Below are 24093 nucleotides of genomic sequence, written 5' to 3'. Positions count from 1 at the left end.
AGGGGGCGTTTGCGCTAGATGGGCACATGAATCGCTGGCCTTTACGTGTATCAGGGGCGCGGCATGATTACTGAGGGAAGCTTTACTATGAAAGCAGAGACCTTTCTGCCAGACGACTATCGTCCCGCCGAGGACGAGCCGTTCATGAATGATCGCCAGCTGGAGTACTTTCGCCGCAAGTTGCTTGCGTGGAAGCACGATCTGCAATCAGACACACGCGACACCATCGAAGGTTTGCAAGACGGTACGCGCAATATTCCCGATGTGGCCGATCGTGCGTCCGAGGAAACAGACCGCGCGCTTGAGCTGCGGACACGTGACCGTCAGCGCAAACTGGTTTCAAAAATCGACGCCGCGCTGCGCCGTATCGATGAGGATGAGTTTGGGTATTGCTCTGTTACGGGTGAGCCGATCAGCCTCAAACGTCTTGATGCACGCCCGATCGCAACCATGAGCCTTGAGGCGCAGGAGCGTCACGAGCGCCGCGAAAAAGTACACCGTGACGATTAAAGCAAAACGCCGCCGGATTGGTAATTGATAATAAAAAGGCATCACCGATAGTGCGGTGGTGCCTTTTTTCTTTTGCCGCTTTGCACCTGCATGATGCGCGGGCTATGACTGGGTGATGAAAAGTGAACTTCAGCACATGCAGATCAATGTCGTTGGCGGCGGCGTAGCAGGGCTTGCCACAGCACGCGCTGCAGCGATGCGCGGGGCAAAAGTATGCGTGTTTGAGCAAGCGCCTGAGATCCGCGAAGTGGGTGCGGGGTTGAAGTTAAGCCCGAACGGGATGCGCGTGATTGATGCGCTTGGGCTTGGCGCGGAACTTCGCGACACATCCCTTGAGGGGCGCGGGGTTGTTTTACGCGACCAGCGCGGCAAACAGGTGCTGCGCATGGATTTTACCAACGTCGATGGCATGTTTTTGATGGCACATCGCGCGGATCTGATCGCGGCTTTATCACACGATTTCGGCAGCTTAGGGATTGATCTTAATCTGAATGTAAAAGTTAAGGCGGGCAGTGCGTGCCCCACAGAACCAGTACTCACAGTTGCGGCTGACGGTGCGCGTTCGGGTCTGCGGGCGGCCCTTGGCGGTGATGCTGCTCCGTTTTTTACGGGCCAAGTGGCATGGCGCGCGATCATTGATGCACATCCTGATGAGCCTGCCGAGGCGCAGGTTTTCATGGGCGCTGGTCGGCATTTAGTGAGTTATCCGCTGAAAGGTGGGCGGCGCAATATCGTGGCTGTGCAAGAGCGCAGCACGTGGGCCGCAGATAGTTGGAGCACCCCAGATGACCCTGAGGCCCTTCGTGCCGCTTTCGCAGACTTCGGCGGCCCCGTGCAAGAATGGCTGTCGCAAGTGAACGAGGTGCATATTTGGGGGTTATTTCGGCGGCCCGTTGCGCAGAAATGGTACGGTTCTGCCAATGGTGCATCCGCGGTTCTGATCGGGGACGCGGCCCATCCAACCTTGCCGTTTTTGGCCCAAGGCGCGAACCTCGCGCTGGAAGATGCGTGGTGTTTGCCGGCGGCGTTGGCGCAATCTCAATCGGGGGATCAATCTGGCGCAGGGGTCCAGCGCGGTTTGCAATTGTTCCAAGACACCCGCCGTGCGCGGGTCGTGCGTGCAATTGAGGCGGCGAATGCTAACGCGCGAAACTACCACATAGAAAACAAGGCACTACAGGCCGTAGCTCATGCAGTTTTGCGAGGTGGTTCAGCGATTGCGCCATCTGCGGCCGTGCGAAAGTTCAATTGGCTCTACGGCTATGACGTGACCAAAGCATTTTAGCTGCTCTGCCAGATAATGACCTGCCTAAATGTCCAACTCGACCCAAATCGGCACGTGGTCCGAGGGCTTTTCGCGGCCGCGCACATGGGCGTCTATCTGACAATCTGTCAGCAGGTCAGCGGCTTGGGGCGACAGCAAAAAGTGGTCAATTCGAATGCCGTCATTGCGGTTGTAGGCGCCCGCTTGATAATCCCAAAACGTGTATTGTTCGGGGGCCGCGTTGCGCGCACGAAACGCCTCTGTAAGGCCAAGCGCGCACAGTTCGCGAAACTTGGTGCGGCTTTCAAGACGGTACAGCGCATCACCCGCCCAGGCCGCAGGGTTGGCGCAGTCTTCGGGTTGCGGGATAATGTTGTAATCACCGGCCATCAAAAACGGCATATCTTGGCGCAACATGTTCTTTGCGTGGGCAATCTGACGGTCCATCCACGCAAGTTTATAGTCGTATTTCGGCCCAGGCACAGGATTGCCGTTGGGTAGGTACAGCCCGCATATACGGATCGCCTGCTTGCCAACAACAGTGGCTTCAATCCACCTTGCCTGTTCGTCGGTCTCGTCGACGGGTAGGCCGCGTTGGATGTCCTCAAGCGGTAGTTTTGACAAGATAGCCACGCCATTGAACGACTTTTGGCCGTGGGTTTCCACGATGTAGCCAAGGTCTTCGATCGGCTCGCGGGGGAATGCTTCATCCACGGATTTGATCTCTTGCAACACGGCCACATCGGGCTGCGCCTCGGATAGCCATTCAAGAAGGGCGGGCAGGCGGGCTTTGATCCCGTTGATGTTGAAGCTTGCGATTTTCATGGGGCACTTGTGCCACGGGCCACGGCGGGCGGAAAGCGCTTTTTGCGCCTTTGATGGGCCTTATGGCGCGGATTAATCGCTACATTGAAAAGCTGGTGCCGCAGCCGCATGAACTTGTCGCGTTGGGGTTGTTGATAACAAACCGTGCGCCAATCAGCTCTTCCTCGAAATCAATTACTGCATCGGCCAAAAACGGCAAAGACACCGGATCAAGCACCACGCTTTCGCCAGCGCCGCTGAGCACAAGATCATCATCTTTGGGGGTGTCGAGGTCGATCTCGTATTGAAACCCAGAGCATCCGCCGCCCTCAACCGCGATGCGCAGCACTTTACCGTTTGCGGCAGCGCCAATTTCAGCAAGGCGTTCAAACGCGCGGGGCGTGACGGTGGGGGGCAGTGTGAGCATGGTAAAGGCACCTGTTGTGGCATCAGACACCTCATCATATAAGACCACAGGCAGGCATCACAAGAGACGGCAGACACATGACGGCACTTTACGCGTCCACCCCCGGCGATAGCCGCGGCAGGTTGGTCTCTGAACAGGAATACGACTTCCGCTCTCCTTTTCAGCGCGACCGCGACCGCATCATTCACGCCAGCGCATTCCGCCGCCTCAAACACAAAACCCAAGTTTTTGTGGAACACGAAGGCGATGCATATCGCACGCGTCTAACCCATACTATCGAGGTGGCGCAGGTGGCCCGCACTGTGGCGGGGGCACTGGACCTTGATCTTGATCTGACCGAGGCGATCGCGCTGGCCCATGATTTGGGGCACCCACCGTTTGGGCACACAGGCGAAGACGCGCTGGACGCATTGATGCAACCTTACGGTGGGTTTGATCACAACGCGCAGGCGCTTAAAATCGTAACCTCGCTTGAGAGGCACTACGCTGAATTCGACGGGCTTAACCTGACATGGGAGTGTCTTGAAGGGATCGCAAAGCACAACGGCCCCGTGCCGCAGCCGTGGCCCTTTGCGCTGTCGGATTACACTGCGCGCCACGATCTTGAGTTGCACACCCACGCCAGCGCCGAAGCGCAGGTTGCGGCCTTGTCAGATGATATCGCGTATAACAATCACGATTTGCACGACGGTTTGCGCGCGGGACTTTTCACGGATGATGATATTTGTGCGTTGCCGATTGTGGGCGATGCTTACGCTCAGGTGGATGCGGCCTATCCGGGTCTTGCGCCAAAACGGCGCCGTCACGAGGCGCTACGCCGCGTTTTTGGTGTGATGGTCGCTGATGTGATCAAAACCTCACGCGGGCTATTGAAGGGCATAACATCCGCCGATCAAGTGCGCAGCAACGGCGCCCCTGTGGTGCAGTTTTCAGCTGGTTTGTGGGCAGACTTGAAAGTTATCCGCGCGTTCTTGTTCAAACAGATGTACCGCGCGCCCGAAGTGGTTGAAATGCGCAAGCGTGTCACATGCGTGGTTGAGGGGCTTTTCCCGCTTTATATGAGCCGCCCGGAGTTGTTGCCCAAAGAGTGGGCCGATGACGTGGCCGCCGCGACGCAAGATGTGGAGCGCGCCAGATTGGTGGCCGATTATATCGCGGGTATGACGGACCGTTTTGCATTGGCCCAAGCCGAGGCGCATTTGGAACTTTAACAAAGCTGTATACGCGGCGTGGCGCGCGATTTGTTGACCCTAGCGTGCAGCGTGGTAAGGGAATGTTAACGCGCCACGCCGCCTAATTTGCGCCGCTCGCCATTGGTGGGCACGCCCGAGTGAAGACACCGGAAGATACCCGAAGGAACTGCCCTATGAATTTGTTTGCTGATATTCGTGCCCTTGTTGTGACGTCGCTTGAGGGGGTGGTGCAGGCAGGTGTTTTGGCCGAGGGGCTGAGTTTCGATAATGTCACCGTCGAGCCGCCGCGTGACGCAAGCCACGGTGACATGGCCACGAATGCCGCGATGGTGCTGGCCAAACCGTCCAAGATGAAGCCGCGTGATATTGCTGATGCACTTGCTGCGGCGTTGCTGAACGATCCACGGATTGAGGCCGCCGATGTGGCAGGCCCCGGGTTTTTGAACCTGCGTTTGTCCAAAGCTCTGTGGCAGGGCGTGGTGAAGTCCGCCCTTGTTGATACGCAGTTCGGTCAAAGCAATATTGGCGGCGGCAAAAAGATCAACGTGGAATATGTCAGCGCAAACCCAACGGGCCCGCTGCACGTGGGCCACACCCGCGGGGCGGTTTTTGGTGACGCGCTTGCCTCACTTTTGGCGTATGCAGGCTATGACGTGACCCGCGAATACTACATCAACGATGGCGGCGGGCAGGTCGATGTTTTGGCGCGCTCGGTCTACCTGCGCTACCTTGAAGCGCATGGGCAGCAGGTCGCTTTTGCGGATGGTACGTACCCTGGTGATTACCTGATTGAAGTGGGCATCGCACTTAAAGACAAAGTGGGCGACGCCTATGTGGATCAGCCCGAAGAGGTCTGGCTAGCTGAGCTGCGCCTTTTTGCAACGGATGCCATGATGGCGATGATCCGCGATGATCTGGCAGCTTTGGGCGTATCCATGGATGTTTTCTTTAGCGAAAAGTCGCTTTATGGCACGGGCCGGATTGAAGGGGCGATTGAGGATCTGCGCAGCAAGGGGTTGATCTATACAGGCACCCTTGAACCGCCCAAAGGCAAGCTGCCCGAAGATTGGGAACCGCGTGAGCAGACCTTGTTCAAATCCACCGACTACGGTGATGATGTGGACCGTCCAGTGCAAAAATCTGATGGGGCATGGACCTATTTCGCCCCTGACATCGCCTATCACTATGACAAGATTACCCGTGGCTTTGACGGCTTGATCAACGTGTTTGGCGCGGATCACGGTGGTTACGTCAAGCGGATGAAAGCGGCGGTTTCAGCGTTGTCTGACACGCAGGTCGCCCTCGATATCAAGCTGTGCCAATTGGTGAAGCTGATGAAAAACGGTGAGCCGTTCAAAATGTCCAAACGGGCAGGGACTTTCGTGACCCTTGCGGATGTCGTTGAAATGGTTGGCCCAGACGTGACGCGCTTTGTGATGCTGACGCGCAAGAATGATGCGCCACTTGATTTTGACATCGACAAAGTGACCGAGCAGTCCAAAGACAACGCGGTTTGGTATGTCCAATACGCCAGCGCGCGCGTGCATCAGGTGATGCGCAAAGCCGCCGAGGCGGGCATCGCGGTGGATGACGCCACCCTTGCTAGCGCGGATCTGAGCATGTTGGATCATGCGGCTGAAATCGCCATGGCCCAAAAGCTTGCAGAGTGGCCCCGTTTGGTCGAAGTGGCCGCCCGCACCCACGAGCCGCACCGCGTGGCGTTTTATCTGTATGACTTAGCCAGCGAGATGCACAGCCTTTACAACCGTGGCAATGATGACCACTCATTGCGCTTCATCCAAGACGATGCTGCGGTGTCACAGGCGAAAATTGCGCTGATTAGGGCTGTTTGTGTTGTTATTTCTCACGGTTTAGGTATTCTAGGGGTAACCCCTGCGACCGAGATGCGCTGATCTAACAAGCCGCACCGTCCGCTAATTGCCCATGTGGGTGAGGGGGTTTGAGGCAAGTTTAGAGACCCGAATGACCCATAAAACAAGGGCGGCGGGCAGTGAGGCGACATGTTTAAACAATCCCATTCCGTGGGTGCTGGACCGGCTGTGCGTGGGCGTGATGCTTATGCGGGACAACAGCACTATTATGGTGAAACCGGCTATGGTGAGGCCGGTTCTGGCGCTGAAAGCGTCTCTTCAAAACCCCATTTGATCGTAAACGCGGCAGGTGCGCTGACTTCGATCGCCTTGGTGATTGGCGTCGCAGTCTGGAGCTATAATCTGATTTCGCGCGATGTAAGCGGCGTCCCCGTGGTCAAAGCCCTTGAAGGTCCGATGCGCATCCAACCTGAAAAGCCCGGAGGCACGCCTGCGGCACACCAAGGGTTGGCCGTGAATGAGATCGCGGCATTGGGATCTGCCCCTGCCGCCCCAGATCAGCTGATGCTTGCGCCCGCGCCCGTCGAAATATTGGCTGATGATGTTGCGGGCGTTCTTGTGCCTACGTCCAACGGTTCCGCTGCAAAAGCGCCCGTAACGGCAGCGCCTGAAACAAACGATGTGACTGCGAACAATGAGACGGACCGCAGTTTGTCCCTTAGCAATGTTCAGCAAGTCAGTGCTGTGGCCCGAAATACCCCAGCGACCAAAGCCGCTCTGGATGAGTTGGTTGCCTCAATCGCAGCAAATACACCCAGCCTGACACCCGTGGCACCAGCGCCCAAAGTGGCCGTTGTAAAGGGCGGTATCGGCACCTCTTTGCGTCCGAAAGCCCGCGTCATGCGCAATAACGTCATTCAGGCGTCAGCCCCTGCGAATATCACATCAACAGGTGTTGAGGTTGATCCCGCGTCTGTGCCGTTGGGTACGCCTTTGGTCCAACTTGGCGCATTCGACAGCGCAGAAGTGGCGCGGGGCGAATGGAACCGCTTGGCGAAAACGTTTGACGGCTATCTGGCCACGAAAAAACGCGTCATTGAGCCGGCTGAGAAGAACGGAAAAACCTTCTACCGTTTGCGCGCATTAGGGTTTGATCAATTGGCAGATGCGCAGCGTTTTTGTTCCGCACTTGAAGCCGAAAACGCGCGGTGTTTGTCGATTGTTAAGCGCTAATTTGATGGCTGTTGATCCTGTGCCGTTTCTCGGTGCGGGCGCTGTTTGATGTTACACAGCTTAAGGTCACATGGCGCGTTCATCCTTGGCTGCTCAGGCACCGGCCTTACACAGGCTGAGGCGCGGTTTTTCCGTGAGGCGGACCCTTGGGGCTTTATTCTGTTTGCGCGCAATGTTGAAACCCCCCAGCAGTTGCAACGCCTAACCGCACAGCTGCGCGAGGCGGTCGGGCGCGACGCAATCATTACTGTTGATCAAGAAGGTGGCCGCGTTCAGCGGTTAACGGCGCCCCAGTGGCGACAGTGGCTGCCCCCGTTGGATCAATCTGCCAAAGTCGCGGAAAATGGCAAAGACGCAGTCCGCGCGATGTATCTGCGCTACCGGATCATTGCTGATGAATTGCGCGCCTCGGGCCTTGATAGCAATTGCGCGCCTATGGTCGATATCGCAACGGCCCAGACCCATCCGTTTTTGCGCAATCGCTGCTACGGTGAAGACTTGCAAACCGTGGTAGCCTTGGCCCAAGCAGCAGCTGCGGGGCTGTCGAACGGTGGGGTTGTTCCTGTGGCCAAACATATGCCGGGTCACGGCCGCGCAACCGTCGACAGCCACAAGGCGCTGCCGCGGGTAACTGAAACGGCACAGGTGCTGCGCCGCGAAGATTTCGTCGCTTTTGCCGCGTTGGGGGATTTGCCCATGGCGATGACCGCGCATATCGTATTTGAGGCGTTTGACGAGGCACCAGCCACGACCAGTCCTGTGATGCAAAAGATCATTCGCGACGAGATCGGGTTTGGCGGGCTGCTTGTGACCGATGATATCAGCATGCAGGCGCTCAGCGGCACTGTGGCTGCGCGCGCACGGGCCTCTCTTGATGCGGGCTGTGATGTGGTTTTGCATTGCAACGGTGATCTGGCCGAGATGACAGATGTAGCCACGGCAAGCGGTTTCATGACCGACAAAGCAGCACTTCGCGCCACACAAGCCGTTGAAAGCCGCCGCACCCCTGATGAGGTTGACATCGCGGCCCTTGAGGCCGAATTTAACGCACTGTTAACGTCCTAAGCTGCCTGAGGGCAGTGCCCGACCAAAAAGGCCTCTTGCGTGTCTGCCGAAAACCCCGCCCAAAACGATTTTGAATTTGACGCCGAACGTGTGGCCGACCGCGTTGCGGCCGAGGCGCTTATTGTTGATGTGGACGGCTTTGAAGGCCCGCTTGATTTGTTGCTGACCTTGTCGCGCACCCAAAAAGTGGACCTGCGCAAAATTTCGGTGCTGGAACTGGCCCGCCAATATCTGGCGTTTATCGACAAAGCCAAGGAACTGCGTCTTGAACTGGCGGCGGATTATCTTGTGATGGCAGCGTGGTTGGCGTTTTTGAAATCACGCTTGTTGCTGCCACCTGATCCCGGGCAAGAGGGCCCTTCGGGCGAGGAGCTGGCCGCACATTTGGCGTTCCAGCTTGAGCGTTTGGCCGCCATGCGGGACGCTGCGGCAAAACTGATGGCGCGCGACCAAAAGGGCCGTGATTTCTTTGTGCGCGGCATTCCCGAAGACGTCACCCGCGTGCGCAAAGTGATTTATTCCGCTACATTGATGGACCTGATGCAGGGCTATGCGCGCACCCGTACCAAAGATGAATTCCGCCCCTTTGTGATGGACCGCGAAGCCACCATGACCCTTGAACAAGCCCTTGAGCGCATGCGCGGGCTGATTGGTTACGCGGGCGAATGGACGGATTTGACCAGTTACCTGCCTGAAGGGTGGGAAATGGACCCCAAAAAGCGCCGCTCGGCGACAGCGGCCAATTTCGCAGCAACCCTCGAGTTGGCCAAAGCAGGTAAGATTGATATACGACAGGGCGAGATTTTCTCTGCCATTCAGATCAGGAAACGTGACCATGACGGATGATGTGAGCGCCGCTGAGCAGCCTGAAAAAGATCAGGCCGATGCGCCAACTGAGATGCAGGACGAAAGCCTGTTTGATGCCCCGCCGATGGCTGAACAAGAGCGGATGGTTGAAGCGATCTTATTTGCCACTGCCGAGCCGTTGAGCCTGAAAGATATCGCCTCGCGCCTGCCAATGGGTTGTGAGCCGCAAACTGCACTTGTGCACTTGGGCAAACGCTACGAGGGGCGGGGCGTGAACCTTGTGCGTGTGGGTGAGGCATGGGCGCTGCGCACAGCGCCGGACCTTGGATTTTTGATGCAACGCGAAACCATTGAGCACCGCAAACTATCGCGCGCGGCCATTGAAACCCTTGCAATCATTGCATATCATCAACCGATTACGCGCGCAGAGATTGAAGAAATTCGCGGTGTCGCCGTAAGCCGCGGCACGGTGGATCAACTGCTTGAGATGGATTGGATCCGCTTTGGTCGCCGCCGTATGACGCCAGGCAGACCTGTCACATTTGTGGTCACGCAGGAGTTTTTGGACCACTTCGGCTTGGAAACCGCGCGTGATTTGCCAGGCCTGAAAGAGCTTCGCTCGGCTGGATTGTTGGACAATCGTCCAACGCCCACGGATATGCCGGGCCCCGGTGAGGCCGAAGACGAAAGCCAAGACGACGAAGAGCAAACGGAGCTGTTCGAGGAATAGGTTTGTTTCAGTAGGGTCGAAATTTCGTCGTATTGCACCTATATCATCTGTACGTAACGAGTTTGGAGTGACGGGATGAACCAGATTGTGAACATGGTAATGCGCATGGTGATGCGGCGCGTGATCGGCAAAGGCATAAATGCGGGTATGAACGCGCTAAGCAAAGGCAAAAGCGCAGCGCGCGGGGCGGGCCGCTCTGCACCGCCACCCGCACCCAAAGACCGTGAAAAATACTAGGGCCGGTTTGCGGGTTTTCCCTGAGGGATTTGGATATTTTTAAACAAAAGAAGGGCTGTGCAACGCCAAGTTCAAGGTGTTTTGAAATGCTTTGATAGCTTCAGCCCTTGGCCTTGGTAGTTGCTGGCGATCCCTGTGCCGTAAAGCTGATCTGGAACATCTGCCATGCGTTCATAGACTAAACGCCCCACAACTTGGCCGTGTTCCAGCACAAATGGTGCCTCATGGCAGCGTACTTCAAGGACGCCGCGCGAGCCTTGCCCACCTGCGTTTGCGTGGCCAAATCCGGGGTCGAAAAAGCCAGCGTAGTGCACGCGGAATTCGCCCACCATGGCCAGATAGGGTGCCATTTCGGCAGCGCAATCAGGCGGGATGGTGACGGCCTCACGGCTTACCAGAATGTAGAAGGCACCAGGATCGAGGATAATCCGTTCGTCCGTGGTGTAGATCGGCTCCCAATAATCGGTGGGCGGATAGTGCGCGATTTTATCAAGATCGATGACACCCGTATGGGGTTTTGCACGGTAGCCCACCAGACCCGTAGCTGTGGGTTTCAGATCAACAGAAAAGCCCAGACCGCTGTCGATATGGGCAGGGCCGTCCACAATCGGATCTTCTGCGTGTAGCTGTTTCAGCTCAATATCAGACAGCACCGAGGGCTTTGCATCACGGAAACGAATTTGATTTAGTCGTTGCCCTGGGCGCACCAAAACGCTGAAAGAACGCGGACAGATTTCAGCATAAAGCGGTCCTGAGTAGCCCGCGGCAATGCGGTCGAACTCAACACCGCCATCTGTGATTGTGCGCGTCAGAAGATCCAGGCGGCCCGTGGATGATTTGGCGTTGGCCACCGCGGTGATGCCCGCAGGCAGATCAAGCGCCTCCATCAGCGGAACCACATATACCGCGCCTTTTTCAAGGACCGCACCTTCCGTCAGATCAATGCGGTGCATTTCAAACTCGGCCAGTCGGTTAGCGACTGTGTTGCCTTCACCGGCCAAAAACGAGGCGCGAACACGGTAGGCGACAGTTCCAAGACGCAAATCAAGGCTGGCTGGTTGCAGTTGGGCGGGCAAAATCTCGGGCGATCCGATAAGCGACTTGTCTTTGATCAGCTGTTCGATGTTTTGGCTGGCTAGAACGCCCATAGTATTGATCCTTATACACAAAACGCCCGCGCGACGGATCGCACAGGCGTTTTAATGTGGGTTATTTTGGTCGGGCTAGCAGGACTCGAACCTGCGACCTTCCGTCCCCCAGACGGACGCGCTACCAGGCTGCGCCATAGCCCGCTCATAGGGTCTATAGCTCCAAGGATGGGGCGGACACAAGCGTCATTTGTACGAATATTGGCAAAGCATTGGTGCGGGTTCGTCAGGAGCATGCGACTGGTCATGAACCTACTTGGCCGCGTCCATTTTCGCGGCAAGGGCGGCGAGACGATCGTGAAGGGGGCGTATGGATTGGGCTTTCCCAGGCAAAGCGTTGGGTGATGTTTGGGCAATGAGCCCGCCAATTGTTGGCCTTTGCGTAAGCTCGGTATCCGTTGGATCCGCAGGCGTCTGAACTGGCGTAATTTGTGCTTTTGCAGGCCCGGCCGGTGTTTGCGCATCAAACGGGGCTGCCGCGGGAAAACTGACGACGTCCGCCTCGGGGGTCGCGGGTTCGTCGATGACAGGAACATCAAGCGCAGCAGGGGCTTCGGCTGAAGCGGCTGGCTTTGGCTCGACCTGCTGCAGAGTGTCTGCAGCATCATTAGGCCCAGCTGGCTCATCGATTGGCTCATCGAGGAAGAGCGACGCTTGCAGTCCTGCGGGGGTGTCTTCCATGCGGAAGTCATTCGTTCGCTCTGCCGCGGGCTCTATTTCTTGGTGGGCCTCAGCGGGTGAGGGTGTTGTTGTGTGCGGCGAGGTAAGTGTGCTTGCCCGGGGTGCGGCAACAGCCTCGTCTTGCTCAAACGGGAGCGGGCGGGAGTGTTCGGAAATGGCATTGGCGCCGCTCTCGGACATCATCTTTTGAACGCCCTTGATGGTCATCCCGTCATCGTGCAGCAATTTACGTACGCCGCCCAACACACGCATATCTGCGGGCCGATAGTACCTGCGTCCGCCTGCGCGCTTTACGGGCTTCACTGCAGCAAATTTACTCTCCCAATAGCGCAGCACGTGAGGGGCCACGTCGAGCCACTCAGCCACTTCCGAGATTGTGCGAAATGCATCTTTGGTTTTGGCCATCGGGCCGACCCCTTAGGATTTGTTGCCGTCTACGACACGCTCTTTCATCAGGTGCGAGGGGCGGAACGTCAAAACACGGCGGGGCGGAATAGCGGCTGCCTCGCCTGTTTTAGGATTACGGCCTTCACGGGCGGCTTTTTCGCGGACGGAAAATGTACCGAACGAGCTGATTTTCACCTGCTCGCCGCGCACTAATGCGTCGGACATTTCATCAAGTACGGTTTCGACAAGGCCTGCGCTTTCGTTGCGTGAAAGACCAACCTCGCGGAACACAGCCTCAGACAGATCCATGCGCGTAAGTGTTTTATCAACCATTTAGACATCCCCCAGACATATGAGAGGGACTTTGACCCATGGTAATTTGTGAGTCAATAACAACAGCTTAGAACAGGCAGTTGAGGCGCTTTACCAGCGCAATACAACTGATCCCCAAGCCAAACCGCCGCCAATGGCCTCTGTGACCAGCAAATCACCCGCTTTGATCTGACCACGCTCAACGCCCACAGACAGTGCCAGCGGGATGGATGCCGCAGATGTGTTGCCGTGATCTGGCACTGTTACTACGACACGCTCCATGGGCAGGCCCATCTTGGTGGCGGTGGCTTTGATGATGCGTAAATTCGCTTGGTGGGGCACAACCCACGCGACGTCGTCTGCGGTTACATCGCATTTCGCCATAGCGGTGTGTGCGGTGGCGGCCAGTTTTTCAACGGCGTGACGGAAGACTTCCTTGCCTTCCATGCGTAGCTTGCCAGCGCCTGGCGCGTTAACGCCGCCGTCTACGTAAAGAATATCACGGTAGCTGCCGTCGCTGTTTAGGTCCGTGGCCAGAATGCCGCGGTCGGCTTTGGTGCCATCACCTGTGCTGCGCTCAATGATCAGCGCACCCGCGCCGTCGCCGAACAGCACACAGGTGCCACGGTCGGTCCAATCCATGATGCGGCTGAATGTTTCGGCGCCAATCACCAACACACGTTCCGCTTGCCCAGAAATCACCAGCGCGTTGGCATTGGCCAGCGCAAAAACAAAACCCGCACAGACCGCTTGGATGTCAAATGCAAAGCCGCTTTTCATACCCAGTGCCGCCTGAACCATGGTGGCGGCAGACGGGAAAGTCAGGTCTGGCGTTGATGTAGCGACGATCAGCGCGTCAATGTCACTTGCCTCAAGCCCCGCCATTTTCAGGGCGTTTTTGGCCGCAGCAGCAGCCATTTGCGAGGTCGTCTCACCCTCAGCGGCAAAATTACGGCGCTCAATACCGGACCGCGCTTTGATCCACTCGTCCGTGGTGTCCAGCGTTTTTTCGAACTCAGAGTTTGGAACAACGCGGGCCGGCAGATAGTGGCCAACCCCTCGAACAACAGCACGGACAGTGTCTTGGGTCATGCGTCAGCTTTCTTCTTTATCCAGATCAGCCGCAAGCTCATTTGCAGTGGCGATGCGTTTGGCGAGTTTGCGGTTGAAATCCGATTGTGACAAGCGCGACGCAAGATGAATTGCACTGGCCATACCCAGGACGTCGGACGAGCCGTGGGATTTCACAACTGTGCCGTTAAGCCCCAAAAACACACCACCGTTTACACGGCGCGGATCAATTCGGCGCGCCAATCGGCGCAGAGAGGGCAGGGCCAAAAGGGCTGCAAGGCGCGAAAGAGGCGTGTGCCGGAAGGCCGCGCCCAAAAAGTCACGGATCAGGCTGGCTGTCCCTTCACCGGTTTTCAGCGCAACATTGCCCGTAAACCCATCGGTCACAATTACGTCCACTTTGTCAGACGGAATATCACCGCCTTCCACAAAGCCTACATAATCAAGTTTTGACTTTTTTGCAGCGCGGCGCAGCAATTCATGGGCTGCTTTAAGTTCGGCGCGGCCCTTATTTTCTTCGGTGCCAACGTTCAAAAGCCCCACACGCGGGGTTTTAAGGTCCAGACCGTTGCGGGCATAGGACGCGCCCATCATGGCGTACTGCAAAAGATCATGTTCGTCGGCGCGAATATCTGCGCCTACATCCAACATCACATTAAAGCCTGATGAGTTCCGTGAGGGCCACAGGCACGCAATCGCCGGGCGGTTCACCCCATCAACTTTGCGCAAACGGATCATGGAAATCGCCATAAGCGCGCCGGTATTGCCGCATGAAACTGCAACATCCGCGTCACCTGTGCGCACCGCCTCAATACACGACCACATGGAGGTGTCTTTACCGCTGCGCAGAACTTGTGAGGGTTTGTCCGCCATCTCGACCCCGCCCGCACAATCACGCAGCTCAACCCCATCGCTAAGACGGCGGCGGTCAAGCAGGGGGGTCAGAACGCTGGCTTGGCCGTGTAAGATGAACCGCAAAGACGGATCTTTCTTGGCACAACGTGCAAGACCCGCAACAACGGTCGCGGGTCCACTATCGCCACCCATGGCGTCAACTGAGACAACCGTGTGACTGCGTGTGGTATCCTCGATCTGTTTGATCTGGGGTTGGTCGGTCATACCGCCTCACACGCGCCTTTAGTTAATCGGTTTGGTTTGCTGAAAAGCAGCTTATGCCGCGTCTTCGTCATCCAACTCGATTTCTTCAACCAATGCCACAATTTCTTTGTCGTCGTAGTGGCCGCAAGAAGCGCAAACGTGGTGTGGACGCTTCAGTTCGCCACAGTTTGTGCACTCGTTCGGGTTGCCAGCAACCAACGCGTCATGTGCGCGGCGGTTGTTGCGACGTGATTTCGAAATCTTATTCTGGGGGACAGCCATGTCTCAACCTCAGGTGTCTGCGGACGGCCCGCAGGGCGCCCTAGGTAAATATTCAATCTGCTCTGAGCGGCGCGATAGGGGATTCCCGAGCGGCTGTCCAGACGATGTATGTTTCAGAACCGCGACGTATAGTCAGAAATTGCAGTGGCGCAAGTATTTTCGCACGCATTTCAGCGCAATACTCCACGGAACAGGCCTGCTTTTGCGGTCTTGACGGTGCGAAGCGGGGCTGGATCGCTAAAGTTAAGGCCTGTTTTGACGCCCCTCACTATACAATGAGCGAATGCTAACGCGGGAATTAGTATCTGGCAATGTCTGTTCAAACGCCTGATCTGGGGCAGGGTAGTGTCCAAAGGCGCATTACAGTTTCGGTGCGGCTCGCGCATTTATACCCTTGGTAAAGGACCATATCGAATGACCAATTTTGCGACCAAGACAACGCTTGCGGGGGTGTTGGCGCTTAGCACCGCGTTTGGCACGCAGGCCGAAACGTTTCGGTGGGCGGGCAACACTGATCCCCAAACCATGGACCCTCAAGCTGTAAACTCTGCGCCGGTTCTGGGCTTTTGGAACAATGTCTACGAGGGCCTTGTGCGCCGCGGCAAAGATATGGCGATCAAGCCTGCGCTTGCCACGTCATGGGAGCCGATCGGCAACGGCGAAGGTTGGCGGTTTAACTTGCGTCAGGGCGTAAAGTTCCACGGCGGCGAAGATTTCACTTCTGCGGATGTGCTCTTCAGTTATCAGCGCGCCTCGGGCCCGTCTGCGGATACCTCAAGCTGGTTCTCGCCTGTCTTGGACGTGAAAGTCGTGGATGACTTCACTGTCGACATTATGACCAAAGCGCCCAATCCCATTTTCCCCGACAGCATCGCCAACTGGATGATCATGGACAGCGGATGGGCCGAGGAAAATGACGTGGTGGCACCCACGAAAGAAGGCGAAAACCACGCGACACTTAACGCCAACGGCACCGCCGCCTTTATGTTGACCGAGCGTCAGCCAGGTCTGCGCAATGTCCTTACGCCATTTGATGGATGGTGGGTGAAGCCGAACATAACGTGACTGAGGCGGTATTTACGCCCATCCAGAACAGCGCAACGGCGGTGGCCGCATTGCTGTCGGGTGACGTGGATATGATCAACCCCGTGCCGATCCAAGACGCCAGCCGCCTTTCGGGCGACGCCAATGTGAAAGTGATCCAAGGCATTAAGGCCCGCGTTATCATGCTTGGCGTGCCCCACGCGGCAGATACGCTGAAATACGGCACTGACGCAGGTCAGCCGAACCCGTTCAAAGATGTACGCGTTCGCAAAGCGGTTGCATCGGCCATTAATGTACCGGCGATTTTGCAAACCATCATGCGCGGTAACGCAGAGCCCGCCAACCAGTTGGTCAGCCCAGCAATGCGCGGCTATACGCAAAATCTTGGTGCGACAAACGGTGCTGCGGTGGGTGATGCCAATGCGTTGCTCGCAGAGGCGGGCTATGCGGACGGGTTCTCATTTGGCCTGAAGTGCCCCAATGATCGTTACCTGAACGATGAGGCGGTCTGTCAGGCGGTCGTTGGCATGCTGGCGCAAATCGGTCTTGATGCGCAACTTGAGGCGATGCCCGTGGGCAATTACTGGCCAGAGCTGCGCGAAGACAACTTTGACATGTATCTTCTGGGCTGGTCGCCCGGCACTTTTGACGCAGAGCAGCCGATCCGTTTCCTTGCCAGCACACCTGATGCAGAGAAAAAGCTGGGCAGCTGGAACTTTGGTGACTATTCAAACGCCCGCGTTGATGCGCTGTTGCCAATGATCCCATCGGAAATCGACGATGCAAAACGCCAAGCGATGCTGGACGAGGTGGCGACCATCCTAAAAGATGAGCAAGCTTATGTGCCGCTTTATGTGCAACCGCTTGTTTGGGGTGCGCGAAGCAACATTGCGCTGACACAACGCCCCGACAACTTCTTTATCTTGCGGTGGGTAAGCGTGAACTAATCACGCATTAGCTTTGAAAGTTTAGGCGGGCGTCTCATGCGTGGGGCGCCCGTTTTCTTTTGTGCAGAACGGTTCACGCACCGCGGTTTTGAACCAAATGTGCAATGTCAGCCGCACCAGCTTCCGCCAAGCCGCGCTCAACGCTACTACGGACTGCCTGTTCTTTGTTCGGGCTCATTTTCCACGTGCCTTGCAGATCATCGATGATAATCTCAAAGCCCACCAAACCGCGCAGCATCCGCGCCACATAATCGTCAGGGGCGTCGGTCACAGCCCATGGTTGGGGACGGTTTTGCTCGTGGGCGTCGGTCAACTCATGCAGATGGCGCATCAACCATTCGGGGTCACGCTTGAACGTCAGGGTCCCGCGGGCGTGCACGACCACGTAATTCCACGTGGGCACAACTTTGCCGTGCTCCTTTTTTGAGGCATACCATGCGGGCGTCACATAGGTTTGCGGCCCTTGGAATAGGCAAAGCACCTCAATAGGGCCGGACGTTTCGCGAAAAAGCGGATTGGACACAGCGACATGCCCGTGCAGCGCACCTAACGGATCAACACTGATGTGCACCACAAGCGGAACGTGATCAGCGCTGAGGTTGCCTGTGGCGTGCGACACAACCGCCGCAAAAGGGTGCTCGGTCATCATCGCGTGCATCACGTCAACGCGTGTCTCGCTGAATACCTCGGGCTGGCGCATGGGGCGTCCTTACTTTGGCTACTGGGGAATTTGGTACTGCTTTGAAATGGTTAGCAACCCTGCGGCTGCTCGCCAAACATTACTGATAACACGTCGCAAAAAGAAGGGGGCAGGTTTCAGCCCTCAACAATTCATCCCTCAACAAAAAGTGCGTTAGTCTTTGCTGCCCTTAAGCAAATCCGCAAGCCCCGCGAACGGCTTTGCCTGCTCGTCGGTCATGGCTTCTTTTTCGGGTGCAGTTACCGCAATTTTCACCGGGCCTGAGCCTTCGATCCGCGGAAATGCGGGCACCGATAGGGTCAGCGCTTCGAACAAGACATGCATCAGATCAACCACTTCGGGCAAAGGCTCAATCCGGTCGTCCTCGGGCATCTCAATTTCTGTGGCTTCATCAACGGCGGGTGGGTTGGCCGTGTAAATCCGCTCAAGCGGCTCATCGATGCGGGTGGTCACAGGCTCAAGCGTTGCCACGCAGGGCTGGGTAACGGTCGCGCCAAGCTGTGCGGTTAAATGCCAGTCGTTCTGGCCTTTGGGGGTGATTTTCCCCTCAAGGCGTACTTTGCGCAGGCTCTCCACCCCAAGATCGGCGCGCAGATCAGCCAAAAGCGCGTCGTGATCCGCACCTGTGGGCGTGACAGTAAAATGCGTGGGCTTGCGCGAGGCCAATTCTGACAGGCGCAAAATATGGGCCGCGGGTGGGGTAGGCTGGTCTGGCGCAGTCATCGGGATTTCCATTCTTGAACACTCGAGTGTGCCGATATAGGTCTATTAATACAGAACGCCAACCCACGCGCGCTCGGATAAAGGGTCACACCGGTTATGCATCTTTTCAAAGCCACAGTCATCGCAGCCGCTGTTTTCACGGTTACGGCGTGTTCCGAACGGTTTCGCAACCACGGGTACGCACCTACAGATGGGGATCTGGCCGAAGTGGCCGTTGGTGTTGATACGCGCGATTCTGTGATTGAACGCTTTGGTCCGCCCACGACAGGTGGTGTGCGCACGGACAGCGGTATCTATTACGTTCAAAGCCAGTTCCGCCTTTATGCCTACCAAGCCCCAAGCGAGGTTGATCGCGAAGTTGTGGCAATTAGCACAGACGCAGACGGCGTGGTCAGCAACATCGAGCGGTTTACGCTTGAGGATGGCCAAGTGGTGGCCCTGTCGCGGCGCGTCACAGACAGCAACATTGAGGGCGTAAGCTTCTTGAGTCAGTTATTGGGTAACTTGGGCAACTTTGATACAGGATCAGTCCTGGACGACGCTTAAACCCCGCCAGATTCTACTATTTGTCGAGCGTATTGCGCAGCGACCGTTGCATAATCACTGTATCTACCCATTGACCCAGCTTAAAACCCACAGCCTGAAGCGTGCCCGTCAGGTGGAACCCGCGTCCTGCGTGTAGCTGGATTGATCCGTGGTTTTCGCTGTTTCCTATGACGGCCACCATTTGTGCCCATTCTTTGTCTTCACAGGCCGCGACTAAGGCCGCAAGCAAGGCGCGCCCCACACCGCGCCCCCGGGTGGCCGCATCCACGTAGATAGACGATTCGATAGAATGACGGTACGCGGGACGCACCCTGTATGGACCCGCATATGAGTATCCCGTGACCACCCCATCAAGTTCAGCCACCAAATAGGGAAATCCGCCCGCGCGCAGGGCATCAAAGCGGCTGGTCATCTCCGCTTCATTGGGGGGTGTTTCTTCAAATGTGGCAAGCCCGTGCAACACCTCATAGGCGTAGATTCGTGTCACAGTCGCCATATCAGCGGCGGATGCGGGGCGGACAAGCGGTGCGGTGGATGTGCTCACGGTGGCTCAGGCCTCGTCTTCGGCGTGAAAAGACAGGGATACGCCGTTGATGCAATAGCGCAGGCCCGTCGGCGCAGGCCCGTCCGGGAACACATGGCCCAAATGCCCGTCACAGCGCGCGCAATGTACTTCTGTGCGGCGCATGAAAAAGTTGTTGTCTGATTTTTCACCGACTAATTCTGCATCAATCGGTTGGTAAAAGGATGGCCATCCGGTGCCGCTTTCAAACTTGTGGGCTTGATCAAAAAGTGGCGCGCCGCACCCTTTGCACAGGTAAATACCATCGTTCTTTGGGAAGTTTTCGTTGCTGCCCGCGCGCTCTGTGCCGTGTTTGCGCAGGACTTTATACTCAAGATCATTCAGTTGCGTGCGCCATTCCGCGTCGGTTTTGATGACTTTATCCATGGGCTGTCTCCTTGAACGAGGGGCATTTTGGGGGTGGGTCATGTTTGGTGATGACCTTCGCTTGCAACAGACATAGGGTGAGCGGGCTGCTTCGCCAAGGAGGGTCGAACACATGCAACCCCGCGACGCATCTTTTGATGAACCGCTCAGCCCTGCGCCTCAGACGCGCAGCGCGCCGCGTTTTGTCGCGCGGCCCGCATCAGGACCCGCAGAACTACGCGCGTTGCAGGCCCTGCGCCACCGCGCTTTCTTTGGCAGTGCGGGCATCGATGCAGACCCGTTTGATGTGCTGTCTCAGCATCACGTTGTGGTGGATCATCAACAAGACGGCCGCATCGTTGGTGGGTTTCGAACCCGCGTGTTACAGCCGGTGACCACGCCCCAAGGTGCGGCAAGCTACGCAGACAGTTACACAGGCGGCTTTTACGATTTGAGCCCCTTTGCCGAGCGCGGCGATACGATACTTGAACTGGGCCGTGTCTGCGTTGATCCGGATGTACAAAACGCGGATGTGTTGCGCCGCGCGTGGGGGACGCTGGCCCAATTGGCGCGTGCGGCAGATGTGGATGTGATCATCGGGTGCTCAAGCTTTGAAGGCACTGAGATTGCGCACCACACGGATGTGCTTTGCCACCTTTTTACCAAGCACGGTCGTCAGGGGCACGGCACGCCGGTGTTACCAGCTGGGCAAGCGGGTAAGTTGGCAGGCGGCAAGGCGGTGGCTCTGGCCTCACTGACGCCAACTGGCCAAGTTCTGCGCCGCACAAATGTGCCGCCGCTTTTGCGGACTTACCTGATGATGGGCGGTTGGATCGGGGATCACGCGGTGGTTGATCCGCATATGAAGACCACCCATGTTTTCACCGCGCTGCGCGTGGCAGATGTGCCCGAGGCGCGCAAACGGCTGGCGGACAGTTGGGCGTGATGCAAGATCATGTTGACGCGGCGGCCGCACGCACATAGCTGCTCCCCATGGCACGTGCACCCCTTTTACAACTCTCTGACATCTCGCTGACCTTCGGCGGCGAGCCTGTCTTCTCCGAACTGGGCCTTCTGGTTCATCCCGCAGACCGCGTAGCATTGGTGGGGCGAAACGGCTCTGGCAAATCCACGTTGATGAAAGTCATGGCGGGCTTGGTCGAGCAAGACACAGGCGCGTGCGTGACAAGCCCCGGCGTCAGCGTTGGATACATGGAGCAAGACCCCACGATGGAGGGGTTTGCCACATTGGGCGATTATGCCACCAGCGCGCTTGACCCATCTGAAAGCTATAAAGTGGACATGGTTGCAGAAGGGTTGAGGTTTAACCCCGACGGTGATGTGGCCACCGCATCGGGTGGGGAGCGCCGCCGTGCGGCCTTGGCCAAACTTATGGCTGAAGCGCCCGAGTTGATGCTGTTGGACGAGCCGACGAACCACCTTGATATTGAGGCAATCGCGTGGCTTGAGGCCGAGCTGAAACAGACCCGTGCAGCGTTTGTGCTGATCTCGCACGACCGCGCGTTTTTGCGTGCTTTGACCCGCGCGACCCTGTGGATTGACCGTGGTGCGGTGCGCCGTCAGGAAAAGGGCTTTGATGCGTTTGAGCAATGGCGTGACGCCACGTGGGAAGAAGAGGACATGCAGCGCCACAAGCTGGACGGCAAGATCAAGGCCGAGGCCCGTTGGGCCGTTGAAGGCATCTCGGCGCGGCGCAAACGCAATCAGGGCCGTGTGCGTGCATTGCAGGAATTACGCGCCGACCGTGCAGGTATGATCAAACGCCAGGGCGGTGCTGCCATGGCGCTTGAGGCTGGGCCGAAGTCTGGCAAAAAGGTTATGGAAGCTATTGGTATTTCAAAGCGTTACGGCGATAAGCTAATCCTGAATGATTTCTCGCTTACGATCCAACGCAAAGACCGTATCGCCTTTGTGGGACCGAATGGTGCGGGCAAAACCACGCTGCTTAATATGCTGACCGGACAAGTGTCTCCCGATGAGGGACAGATCAAATTGGGCACCAATCTTCAGTTGGCAATTTTTGATCAAAGCCGTGCTCAACTGGATCCGGATATGACCCTTTGGGACAGTCTGACGGGCGACAAAGATATGGCAGTTTCGGGTAAAGCAGACCAAGTTATGGTGCGCGGCGAGCCACGTCACGTGATTGGCTACCTTAAGGACTTTCTCTTCGACGAACGTCAGGCCCGCGCGCCTGTTCGTTCGCTTTCGGGGGGTGAAAAAGCGCGGCTTTTGCTGGCTAAAATCATGGCGCGCTCATCTAACGTGTTGGTCTTGGACGAGCCGACCAACGATTTGGACGTTGAAACCCTTGATTTGATGCAAGATTTGCTTGGGGAATACGATGGCACGGTCTTGCTGGTCAGCCACGATCGTGACTTTTTGGACCGCGTTGCCAGCACCACAATTGCAATGGAAGGCGATGGCCGCGCGACTGTTTATGCCGGCGGCTGGAGCGATTACCAAAGCCAGCGCAGCGCCGTTGCCGCAAGCGTTGAAGCGTCCGCGCCGCAAGCAAAACAAGCGCCAAAAACAACCGCGCCTGATCCCGCTGCGAAACCTGTTGAGGCACTAAGTTTCACGCAAAAGCACCGTCTTGAGGCGCTGCCCGCCGAGATTGACCGCCTAAACGCCGAGATCGCAAAGCTTGAGGCATATCTGGCGCAGCCTGATCTTTACACAGCTGAACCTGTGAAGTTTGCCAAAGCGACCGAAGGTCTGGTTGAGCGGCAACAGCTTTTGGCACAGGCTGAAGAAGAGTGGCTTGAACTGGCAGAGCGCGCCGAGGGCTAGGCAGTTATGGTTGCGACTAGCTAGCGGTTATCGGTTACTTAAACTTCACCCCGTAGGGTATTGTTATTGCTCAGGTATAAAGTCTGCGGCGAAGGTGAAAAGTGTCTTTAATGCCCCTGACAGCGCATCATCATCATCCACAGTCATAGCAACTCTAATATGTCCCGCTGCCGCTTGGCCGAAACTCTCGCCCGGCATGACCGCAATGTTGTGATGATCCAGTAGTGTGTTGGCAAAGCTGTCGCCGCTTACCCCCGTGCCACGAATGTCGAGCATCAGATACATCGCGCTGGCACTGGGGATAAGGCGCACTGTTCTGCGCCCCCAGAATATCCATCGCAATTTTGCGGCGCCGCTCGAACGGGGCACTCACGCGCCGTTCAAGCTCCGGATCATCGGTCAGGGCGAAATGTGCTGCGTCTTGGATAAAACCCGCCACGCCGTATGTCGTGTGCGTCGCCAGATCGCGAAGATGTTCAATGATCGGCGTATCGGCAATGACCCAGCCGATACGGCTACCAGTCATGGCGTGGGATTTCGACATAGAGCCAACCACCAAAGTACGTGCCGCCATGCCGTCAATCGTGCGGGGGGACAGGTGTTTGCCGCGCCAGATTTGGGTGTCATAAACCTCGTCGCTGATCATCCACATGTCGTTTTCAAGGACTGTTTGCGCAATGGTTTCAATGGTTTGTTGGGTATAGATTACGCCCGTTGGGTTGTTGGGGGTGTTGATCACCAAGCTGCGCGCGTTGCGTGCTGCTGCCAGATCTGTTGCGGTTGGTTGAAAGCCATTGTCCGCCTGAACAGGCACGGCGCGCGGGATCGCACCAACCGTGCGGATCGTGCCGGGGTATGTGGCGTAATAGGGCTCGATATGGGCAGCGGTGTCGCCTTCATCGCAGCACGCGTGGTGGGCTGCAAAAAGGGCGGATTGCCCGCCGGCGGTGATCAGAACGTTGTCGCGGGTTGTGGGGACACCTGTCCGTGCGCTTACCCGTGCCGCAACTGCATCGCGCAGCGGTTTGGTGCCAGGTACGCTGGCATAGCCCGTGTGACCACCCTTGGCGCTTTCGTTCATGGCGGCCAGAATGCTTGGGTCCGTGCGGATGTCATGCTCGCCAATGGTGAGGTCTGTGATTTCAGTTCCAGCGGCTTTGAGCGCACGGGCGCGGTACAAAAGCGCCCATCCGTCGTCGCCGTCGCCCGTCAGGGTGCTAATGCGATTTGATAATTTCATGTCCTATGTGGGCCAGAGAGTGCAGCGCGGGTCAACCGGAATTTGCGCTGCACGCGGCGGGTTGTTTCAT

At 57.0% G+C, this 24093-nt stretch carries 26 protein-coding genes, 1 tRNA gene and 1 pseudogene; 14 read left to right on the top strand and 14 right to left on the bottom strand.

The features are described from left to right. Window positions 1–87 precede the first annotated feature (87 nt). Window positions 88–510, top strand: coding sequence for an RNA polymerase-binding protein DksA (gene dksA / locus ACTF5M_RS04750; protein WP_048597372.1), 423 nt, complete (start codon window positions 88–90; stop codon window positions 508–510). A 115-nt stretch (window positions 511–625) separates the two neighbouring features. Then, on the top strand, window positions 626–1795 hold the full coding sequence (locus ACTF5M_RS04745) for an FAD-dependent monooxygenase (protein WP_438959929.1): 1170 nt from the start codon (window positions 626–628) through the stop codon (window positions 1793–1795). A gap of 24 nt (window positions 1796–1819) precedes the next feature. On the opposite strand, the gene xth is transcribed toward ACTF5M_RS04745, so the two are convergent. Further along, window positions 1820–2599 carry an exodeoxyribonuclease III gene (xth, locus tag ACTF5M_RS04740; protein WP_438959928.1) on the bottom strand — a complete coding sequence of 260 codons (780 nt, stop codon included), beginning with the start codon at window positions 2597–2599 and terminating at the stop codon, window positions 1820–1822. Window positions 2600–2678: 79 nt separating this feature from the next. After that, window positions 2679–3005, bottom strand: a complete 327-nt coding sequence (locus ACTF5M_RS04735; protein ID WP_048597707.1) for a HesB/IscA family protein — start codon at window positions 3003–3005, stop codon at window positions 2679–2681. Window positions 3006–3082: 77 nt separating this feature from the next. Here ACTF5M_RS04735 and ACTF5M_RS04730 point away from each other — a divergent pair, with 77 nt between their 5' ends. From ACTF5M_RS04730 to ACTF5M_RS04700, 7 genes are all read left to right on the top strand, one after another. Next, entirely contained in the window at window positions 3083–4216 is a 1134-nt protein-coding gene (locus tag ACTF5M_RS04730) for a deoxyguanosinetriphosphate triphosphohydrolase (RefSeq protein ID WP_438959927.1), read from the top strand. 155 nt (window positions 4217–4371) lie between these two features. Beyond that, on the top strand, window positions 4372–6111 hold the full coding sequence (gene argS, locus ACTF5M_RS04725) for an arginine--tRNA ligase (protein WP_438959926.1): 1740 nt from the start codon (window positions 4372–4374) through the stop codon (window positions 6109–6111). Between the two features lie 108 nt (window positions 6112–6219). Continuing rightward, window positions 6220–7263: an SPOR domain-containing protein gene (locus ACTF5M_RS04720; RefSeq protein ID WP_438959925.1), complete on the top strand. Its 1044-nt coding sequence runs from the start codon at window positions 6220–6222 to the stop codon at window positions 7261–7263. Between the two features lie 48 nt (window positions 7264–7311). Then, on the top strand, window positions 7312–8328 hold the full coding sequence (nagZ, locus tag ACTF5M_RS04715; protein ID WP_438959924.1) for a beta-N-acetylhexosaminidase: 1017 nt from the start codon (window positions 7312–7314) through the stop codon (window positions 8326–8328). A gap of 39 nt (window positions 8329–8367) precedes the next feature. Continuing rightward, window positions 8368–9174, top strand: a complete 807-nt coding sequence (locus ACTF5M_RS04710) for a segregation and condensation protein A (RefSeq protein WP_438959923.1) — start codon at window positions 8368–8370, stop codon at window positions 9172–9174. Continuing rightward, entirely contained in the window at window positions 9164–9865 is a 702-nt protein-coding gene (gene scpB, locus ACTF5M_RS04705) for an SMC-Scp complex subunit ScpB (protein WP_438959922.1), read from the top strand. Before ACTF5M_RS04710 ends, scpB begins: the two co-directional genes overlap by 11 nt. A gap of 75 nt (window positions 9866–9940) precedes the next feature. Continuing rightward, the gene (locus ACTF5M_RS04700; RefSeq protein ID WP_438959921.1) at window positions 9941–10102 is read left to right on the top strand and encodes a hypothetical protein; all 162 of its coding nucleotides are present in this window, start codon (window positions 9941–9943) and stop codon (window positions 10100–10102) included. A 71-nt stretch (window positions 10103–10173) separates the two neighbouring features. On the opposite strand, the gene ACTF5M_RS04695 is transcribed toward ACTF5M_RS04700, so the two are convergent. The 7 genes from ACTF5M_RS04695 to rpmF all read right to left on the bottom strand — a co-directional run bounded on the left by ACTF5M_RS04695 (window position 10174) and on the right by rpmF (window position 15081). Then, window positions 10174–11250 (bottom strand): 2'-deoxycytidine 5'-triphosphate deaminase, encoded by a 1077-nt coding sequence (locus ACTF5M_RS04695; RefSeq protein WP_438959920.1) that lies wholly within the window; start codon window positions 11248–11250, stop codon window positions 10174–10176. A 67-nt stretch (window positions 11251–11317) separates the two neighbouring features. Further along, window positions 11318–11394: transfer RNA gene (locus ACTF5M_RS04690), tRNA-Pro, on the bottom strand. Between the two features lie 108 nt (window positions 11395–11502). Beyond that, window positions 11503–12336, bottom strand: a complete 834-nt coding sequence (locus ACTF5M_RS04685) for a MerR family transcriptional regulator (RefSeq protein WP_438959919.1) — start codon at window positions 12334–12336, stop codon at window positions 11503–11505. Between the two features lie 12 nt (window positions 12337–12348). Beyond that, window positions 12349–12651 (bottom strand): integration host factor subunit alpha, encoded by a 303-nt coding sequence (ihfA, locus tag ACTF5M_RS04680; protein ID WP_438959918.1) that lies wholly within the window; start codon window positions 12649–12651, stop codon window positions 12349–12351. Window positions 12652–12741: 90 nt separating this feature from the next. Further along, window positions 12742–13722 carry a beta-ketoacyl-ACP synthase III gene (locus ACTF5M_RS04675; protein ID WP_438959917.1) on the bottom strand — a complete coding sequence of 327 codons (981 nt, stop codon included), beginning with the start codon at window positions 13720–13722 and terminating at the stop codon, window positions 12742–12744. Between the two features lie 3 nt (window positions 13723–13725). After that, window positions 13726–14820, bottom strand: a complete 1095-nt coding sequence (plsX, locus tag ACTF5M_RS04670; RefSeq protein ID WP_438959916.1) for a phosphate acyltransferase PlsX — start codon at window positions 14818–14820, stop codon at window positions 13726–13728. Between the two features lie 51 nt (window positions 14821–14871). After that, on the bottom strand, window positions 14872–15081 hold the full coding sequence (rpmF, locus tag ACTF5M_RS04665; protein ID WP_438959915.1) for a 50S ribosomal protein L32: 210 nt from the start codon (window positions 15079–15081) through the stop codon (window positions 14872–14874). Window positions 15082–15495: 414 nt separating this feature from the next. Here rpmF and ACTF5M_RS04660 point away from each other — a divergent pair, with 414 nt between their 5' ends. Together ACTF5M_RS04660 and ACTF5M_RS04655 are read left to right on the top strand one after the other, a co-directional pair. Next, window positions 15496–16146, top strand: a complete 651-nt coding sequence (locus ACTF5M_RS04660) for an ABC transporter substrate-binding protein (RefSeq protein WP_438959914.1) — start codon at window positions 15496–15498, stop codon at window positions 16144–16146. Then, complete coding sequence (locus tag ACTF5M_RS04655) at window positions 16119–17072, top strand: ABC transporter substrate-binding protein (protein ID WP_438959913.1); 954 nt, start codon at window positions 16119–16121, stop codon at window positions 17070–17072. Before ACTF5M_RS04660 ends, ACTF5M_RS04655 begins: the two co-directional genes overlap by 28 nt. Window positions 17073–17145: 73 nt before the next feature. On the opposite strand, the gene ACTF5M_RS04650 is transcribed toward ACTF5M_RS04655, so the two are convergent. Both ACTF5M_RS04650 and ACTF5M_RS04645 read right to left on the bottom strand, forming a co-directional pair. Continuing rightward, on the bottom strand, window positions 17146–17772 hold the full coding sequence (locus tag ACTF5M_RS04650; RefSeq protein WP_438959912.1) for an FMN-binding negative transcriptional regulator: 627 nt from the start codon (window positions 17770–17772) through the stop codon (window positions 17146–17148). A 153-nt stretch (window positions 17773–17925) separates the two neighbouring features. Continuing rightward, complete coding sequence (locus ACTF5M_RS04645) at window positions 17926–18495, bottom strand: YceD family protein (protein WP_438959911.1); 570 nt, start codon at window positions 18493–18495, stop codon at window positions 17926–17928. A gap of 96 nt (window positions 18496–18591) precedes the next feature. On the opposite strand from ACTF5M_RS04645, the gene ACTF5M_RS04640 reads away from it, so the two are divergent. Beyond that, entirely contained in the window at window positions 18592–19041 is a 450-nt protein-coding gene (locus tag ACTF5M_RS04640; protein WP_438959910.1) for an outer membrane protein assembly factor BamE, read from the top strand. A 16-nt stretch (window positions 19042–19057) separates the two neighbouring features. On the opposite strand, the gene ACTF5M_RS04635 is transcribed toward ACTF5M_RS04640, so the two are convergent. Then, the gene (locus ACTF5M_RS04635; protein ID WP_438959909.1) at window positions 19058–19585 is read right to left on the bottom strand and encodes a GNAT family N-acetyltransferase; all 528 of its coding nucleotides are present in this window, start codon (window positions 19583–19585) and stop codon (window positions 19058–19060) included. A 6-nt stretch (window positions 19586–19591) separates the two neighbouring features. Further along, window positions 19592–19990, bottom strand: coding sequence for a peptide-methionine (R)-S-oxide reductase MsrB (msrB, locus tag ACTF5M_RS04630; RefSeq protein WP_438959908.1), 399 nt, complete (start codon window positions 19988–19990; stop codon window positions 19592–19594). A gap of 112 nt (window positions 19991–20102) precedes the next feature. Between msrB and ACTF5M_RS04625 the strand changes: the two genes are divergently transcribed. Both ACTF5M_RS04625 and ACTF5M_RS04620 read left to right on the top strand, forming a co-directional pair. Continuing rightward, complete coding sequence (locus ACTF5M_RS04625) at window positions 20103–20915, top strand: GNAT family N-acetyltransferase (protein WP_438959907.1); 813 nt, start codon at window positions 20103–20105, stop codon at window positions 20913–20915. Window positions 20916–20962: 47 nt separating this feature from the next. Continuing rightward, window positions 20963–22783, top strand: coding sequence for an ABC-F family ATP-binding cassette domain-containing protein (locus ACTF5M_RS04620; protein ID WP_438959906.1), 1821 nt, complete (start codon window positions 20963–20965; stop codon window positions 22781–22783). A 63-nt stretch (window positions 22784–22846) separates the two neighbouring features. On the opposite strand, the pseudogene ACTF5M_RS04615 reads toward ACTF5M_RS04620, so the two are convergent. Beyond that, window positions 22847–24023, bottom strand: a pseudogene (locus ACTF5M_RS04615) (pyridoxal phosphate-dependent aminotransferase). Between the last annotated feature and the right edge of the window lie 70 nt (window positions 24024–24093).

This window comes from Nereida sp., from assembly GCF_965655635.1.
In the GTDB taxonomy this organism is placed as follows: domain Bacteria; phylum Pseudomonadota; class Alphaproteobacteria; order Rhodobacterales; family Rhodobacteraceae; genus Nereida.
Note: the sequence above shows the minus strand (reverse complement) of the source record. Positions and strands in the feature narration are given on the sequence as shown.

Excerpts from the sequence above, each read along its gene's own strand:
- dksA (WP_048597372.1), top strand. The coding sequence starts at position 88 with ATGAAAGCAGAGACCTTTCTGCCAGACGACTATCGTCCCGCCGAGGAC.
- ACTF5M_RS04745 (WP_438959929.1), top strand. The coding sequence starts at position 626 with ATGAAAAGTGAACTTCAGCACATGCAGATCAATGTCGTTGGCGGCGGC.
- xth (WP_438959928.1), bottom strand. The coding sequence starts at position 2,599 with ATGAAAATCGCAAGCTTCAACATCAACGGGATCAAAGCCCGCCTGCCC.
- ACTF5M_RS04735 (WP_048597707.1), bottom strand. The coding sequence starts at position 3,005 with ATGCTCACACTGCCCCCCACCGTCACGCCCCGCGCGTTTGAACGCCTT.
- ACTF5M_RS04730 (WP_438959927.1), top strand. The coding sequence starts at position 3,083 with ATGACGGCACTTTACGCGTCCACCCCCGGCGATAGCCGCGGCAGGTTG.
- argS (WP_438959926.1), top strand. The coding sequence starts at position 4,372 with ATGAATTTGTTTGCTGATATTCGTGCCCTTGTTGTGACGTCGCTTGAG.
- ACTF5M_RS04720 (WP_438959925.1), top strand. The coding sequence starts at position 6,220 with ATGTTTAAACAATCCCATTCCGTGGGTGCTGGACCGGCTGTGCGTGGG.
- nagZ (WP_438959924.1), top strand. The coding sequence starts at position 7,312 with ATGTTACACAGCTTAAGGTCACATGGCGCGTTCATCCTTGGCTGCTCA.
- scpB (WP_438959922.1), top strand. The coding sequence starts at position 9,164 with ATGACGGATGATGTGAGCGCCGCTGAGCAGCCTGAAAAAGATCAGGCC.
- ACTF5M_RS04700 (WP_438959921.1), top strand. The coding sequence starts at position 9,941 with ATGAACCAGATTGTGAACATGGTAATGCGCATGGTGATGCGGCGCGTG.
- ACTF5M_RS04695 (WP_438959920.1), bottom strand. The coding sequence starts at position 11,250 with ATGGGCGTTCTAGCCAGCCAAAACATCGAACAGCTGATCAAAGACAAG.
- ACTF5M_RS04685 (WP_438959919.1), bottom strand. The coding sequence starts at position 12,336 with ATGGCCAAAACCAAAGATGCATTTCGCACAATCTCGGAAGTGGCTGAG.
- ihfA (WP_438959918.1), bottom strand. The coding sequence starts at position 12,651 with ATGGTTGATAAAACACTTACGCGCATGGATCTGTCTGAGGCTGTGTTC.
- ACTF5M_RS04675 (WP_438959917.1), bottom strand. The coding sequence starts at position 13,722 with ATGACCCAAGACACTGTCCGTGCTGTTGTTCGAGGGGTTGGCCACTAT.
- plsX (WP_438959916.1), bottom strand. The coding sequence starts at position 14,820 with ATGACCGACCAACCCCAGATCAAACAGATCGAGGATACCACACGCAGT.
- rpmF (WP_438959915.1), bottom strand. The coding sequence starts at position 15,081 with ATGGCTGTCCCCCAGAATAAGATTTCGAAATCACGTCGCAACAACCGC.
- ACTF5M_RS04660 (WP_438959914.1), top strand. The coding sequence starts at position 15,496 with ATGACCAATTTTGCGACCAAGACAACGCTTGCGGGGGTGTTGGCGCTT.
- ACTF5M_RS04655 (WP_438959913.1), top strand. The coding sequence starts at position 16,119 with ATGGTGGGTGAAGCCGAACATAACGTGACTGAGGCGGTATTTACGCCC.
- ACTF5M_RS04650 (WP_438959912.1), bottom strand. The coding sequence starts at position 17,772 with ATGCGCCAGCCCGAGGTATTCAGCGAGACACGCGTTGACGTGATGCAC.
- ACTF5M_RS04645 (WP_438959911.1), bottom strand. The coding sequence starts at position 18,495 with ATGACTGCGCCAGACCAGCCTACCCCACCCGCGGCCCATATTTTGCGC.
- ACTF5M_RS04640 (WP_438959910.1), top strand. The coding sequence starts at position 18,592 with ATGCATCTTTTCAAAGCCACAGTCATCGCAGCCGCTGTTTTCACGGTT.
- msrB (WP_438959908.1), bottom strand. The coding sequence starts at position 19,990 with ATGGATAAAGTCATCAAAACCGACGCGGAATGGCGCACGCAACTGAAT.
- ACTF5M_RS04625 (WP_438959907.1), top strand. The coding sequence starts at position 20,103 with ATGCAACCCCGCGACGCATCTTTTGATGAACCGCTCAGCCCTGCGCCT.
- ACTF5M_RS04620 (WP_438959906.1), top strand. The coding sequence starts at position 20,963 with ATGGCACGTGCACCCCTTTTACAACTCTCTGACATCTCGCTGACCTTC.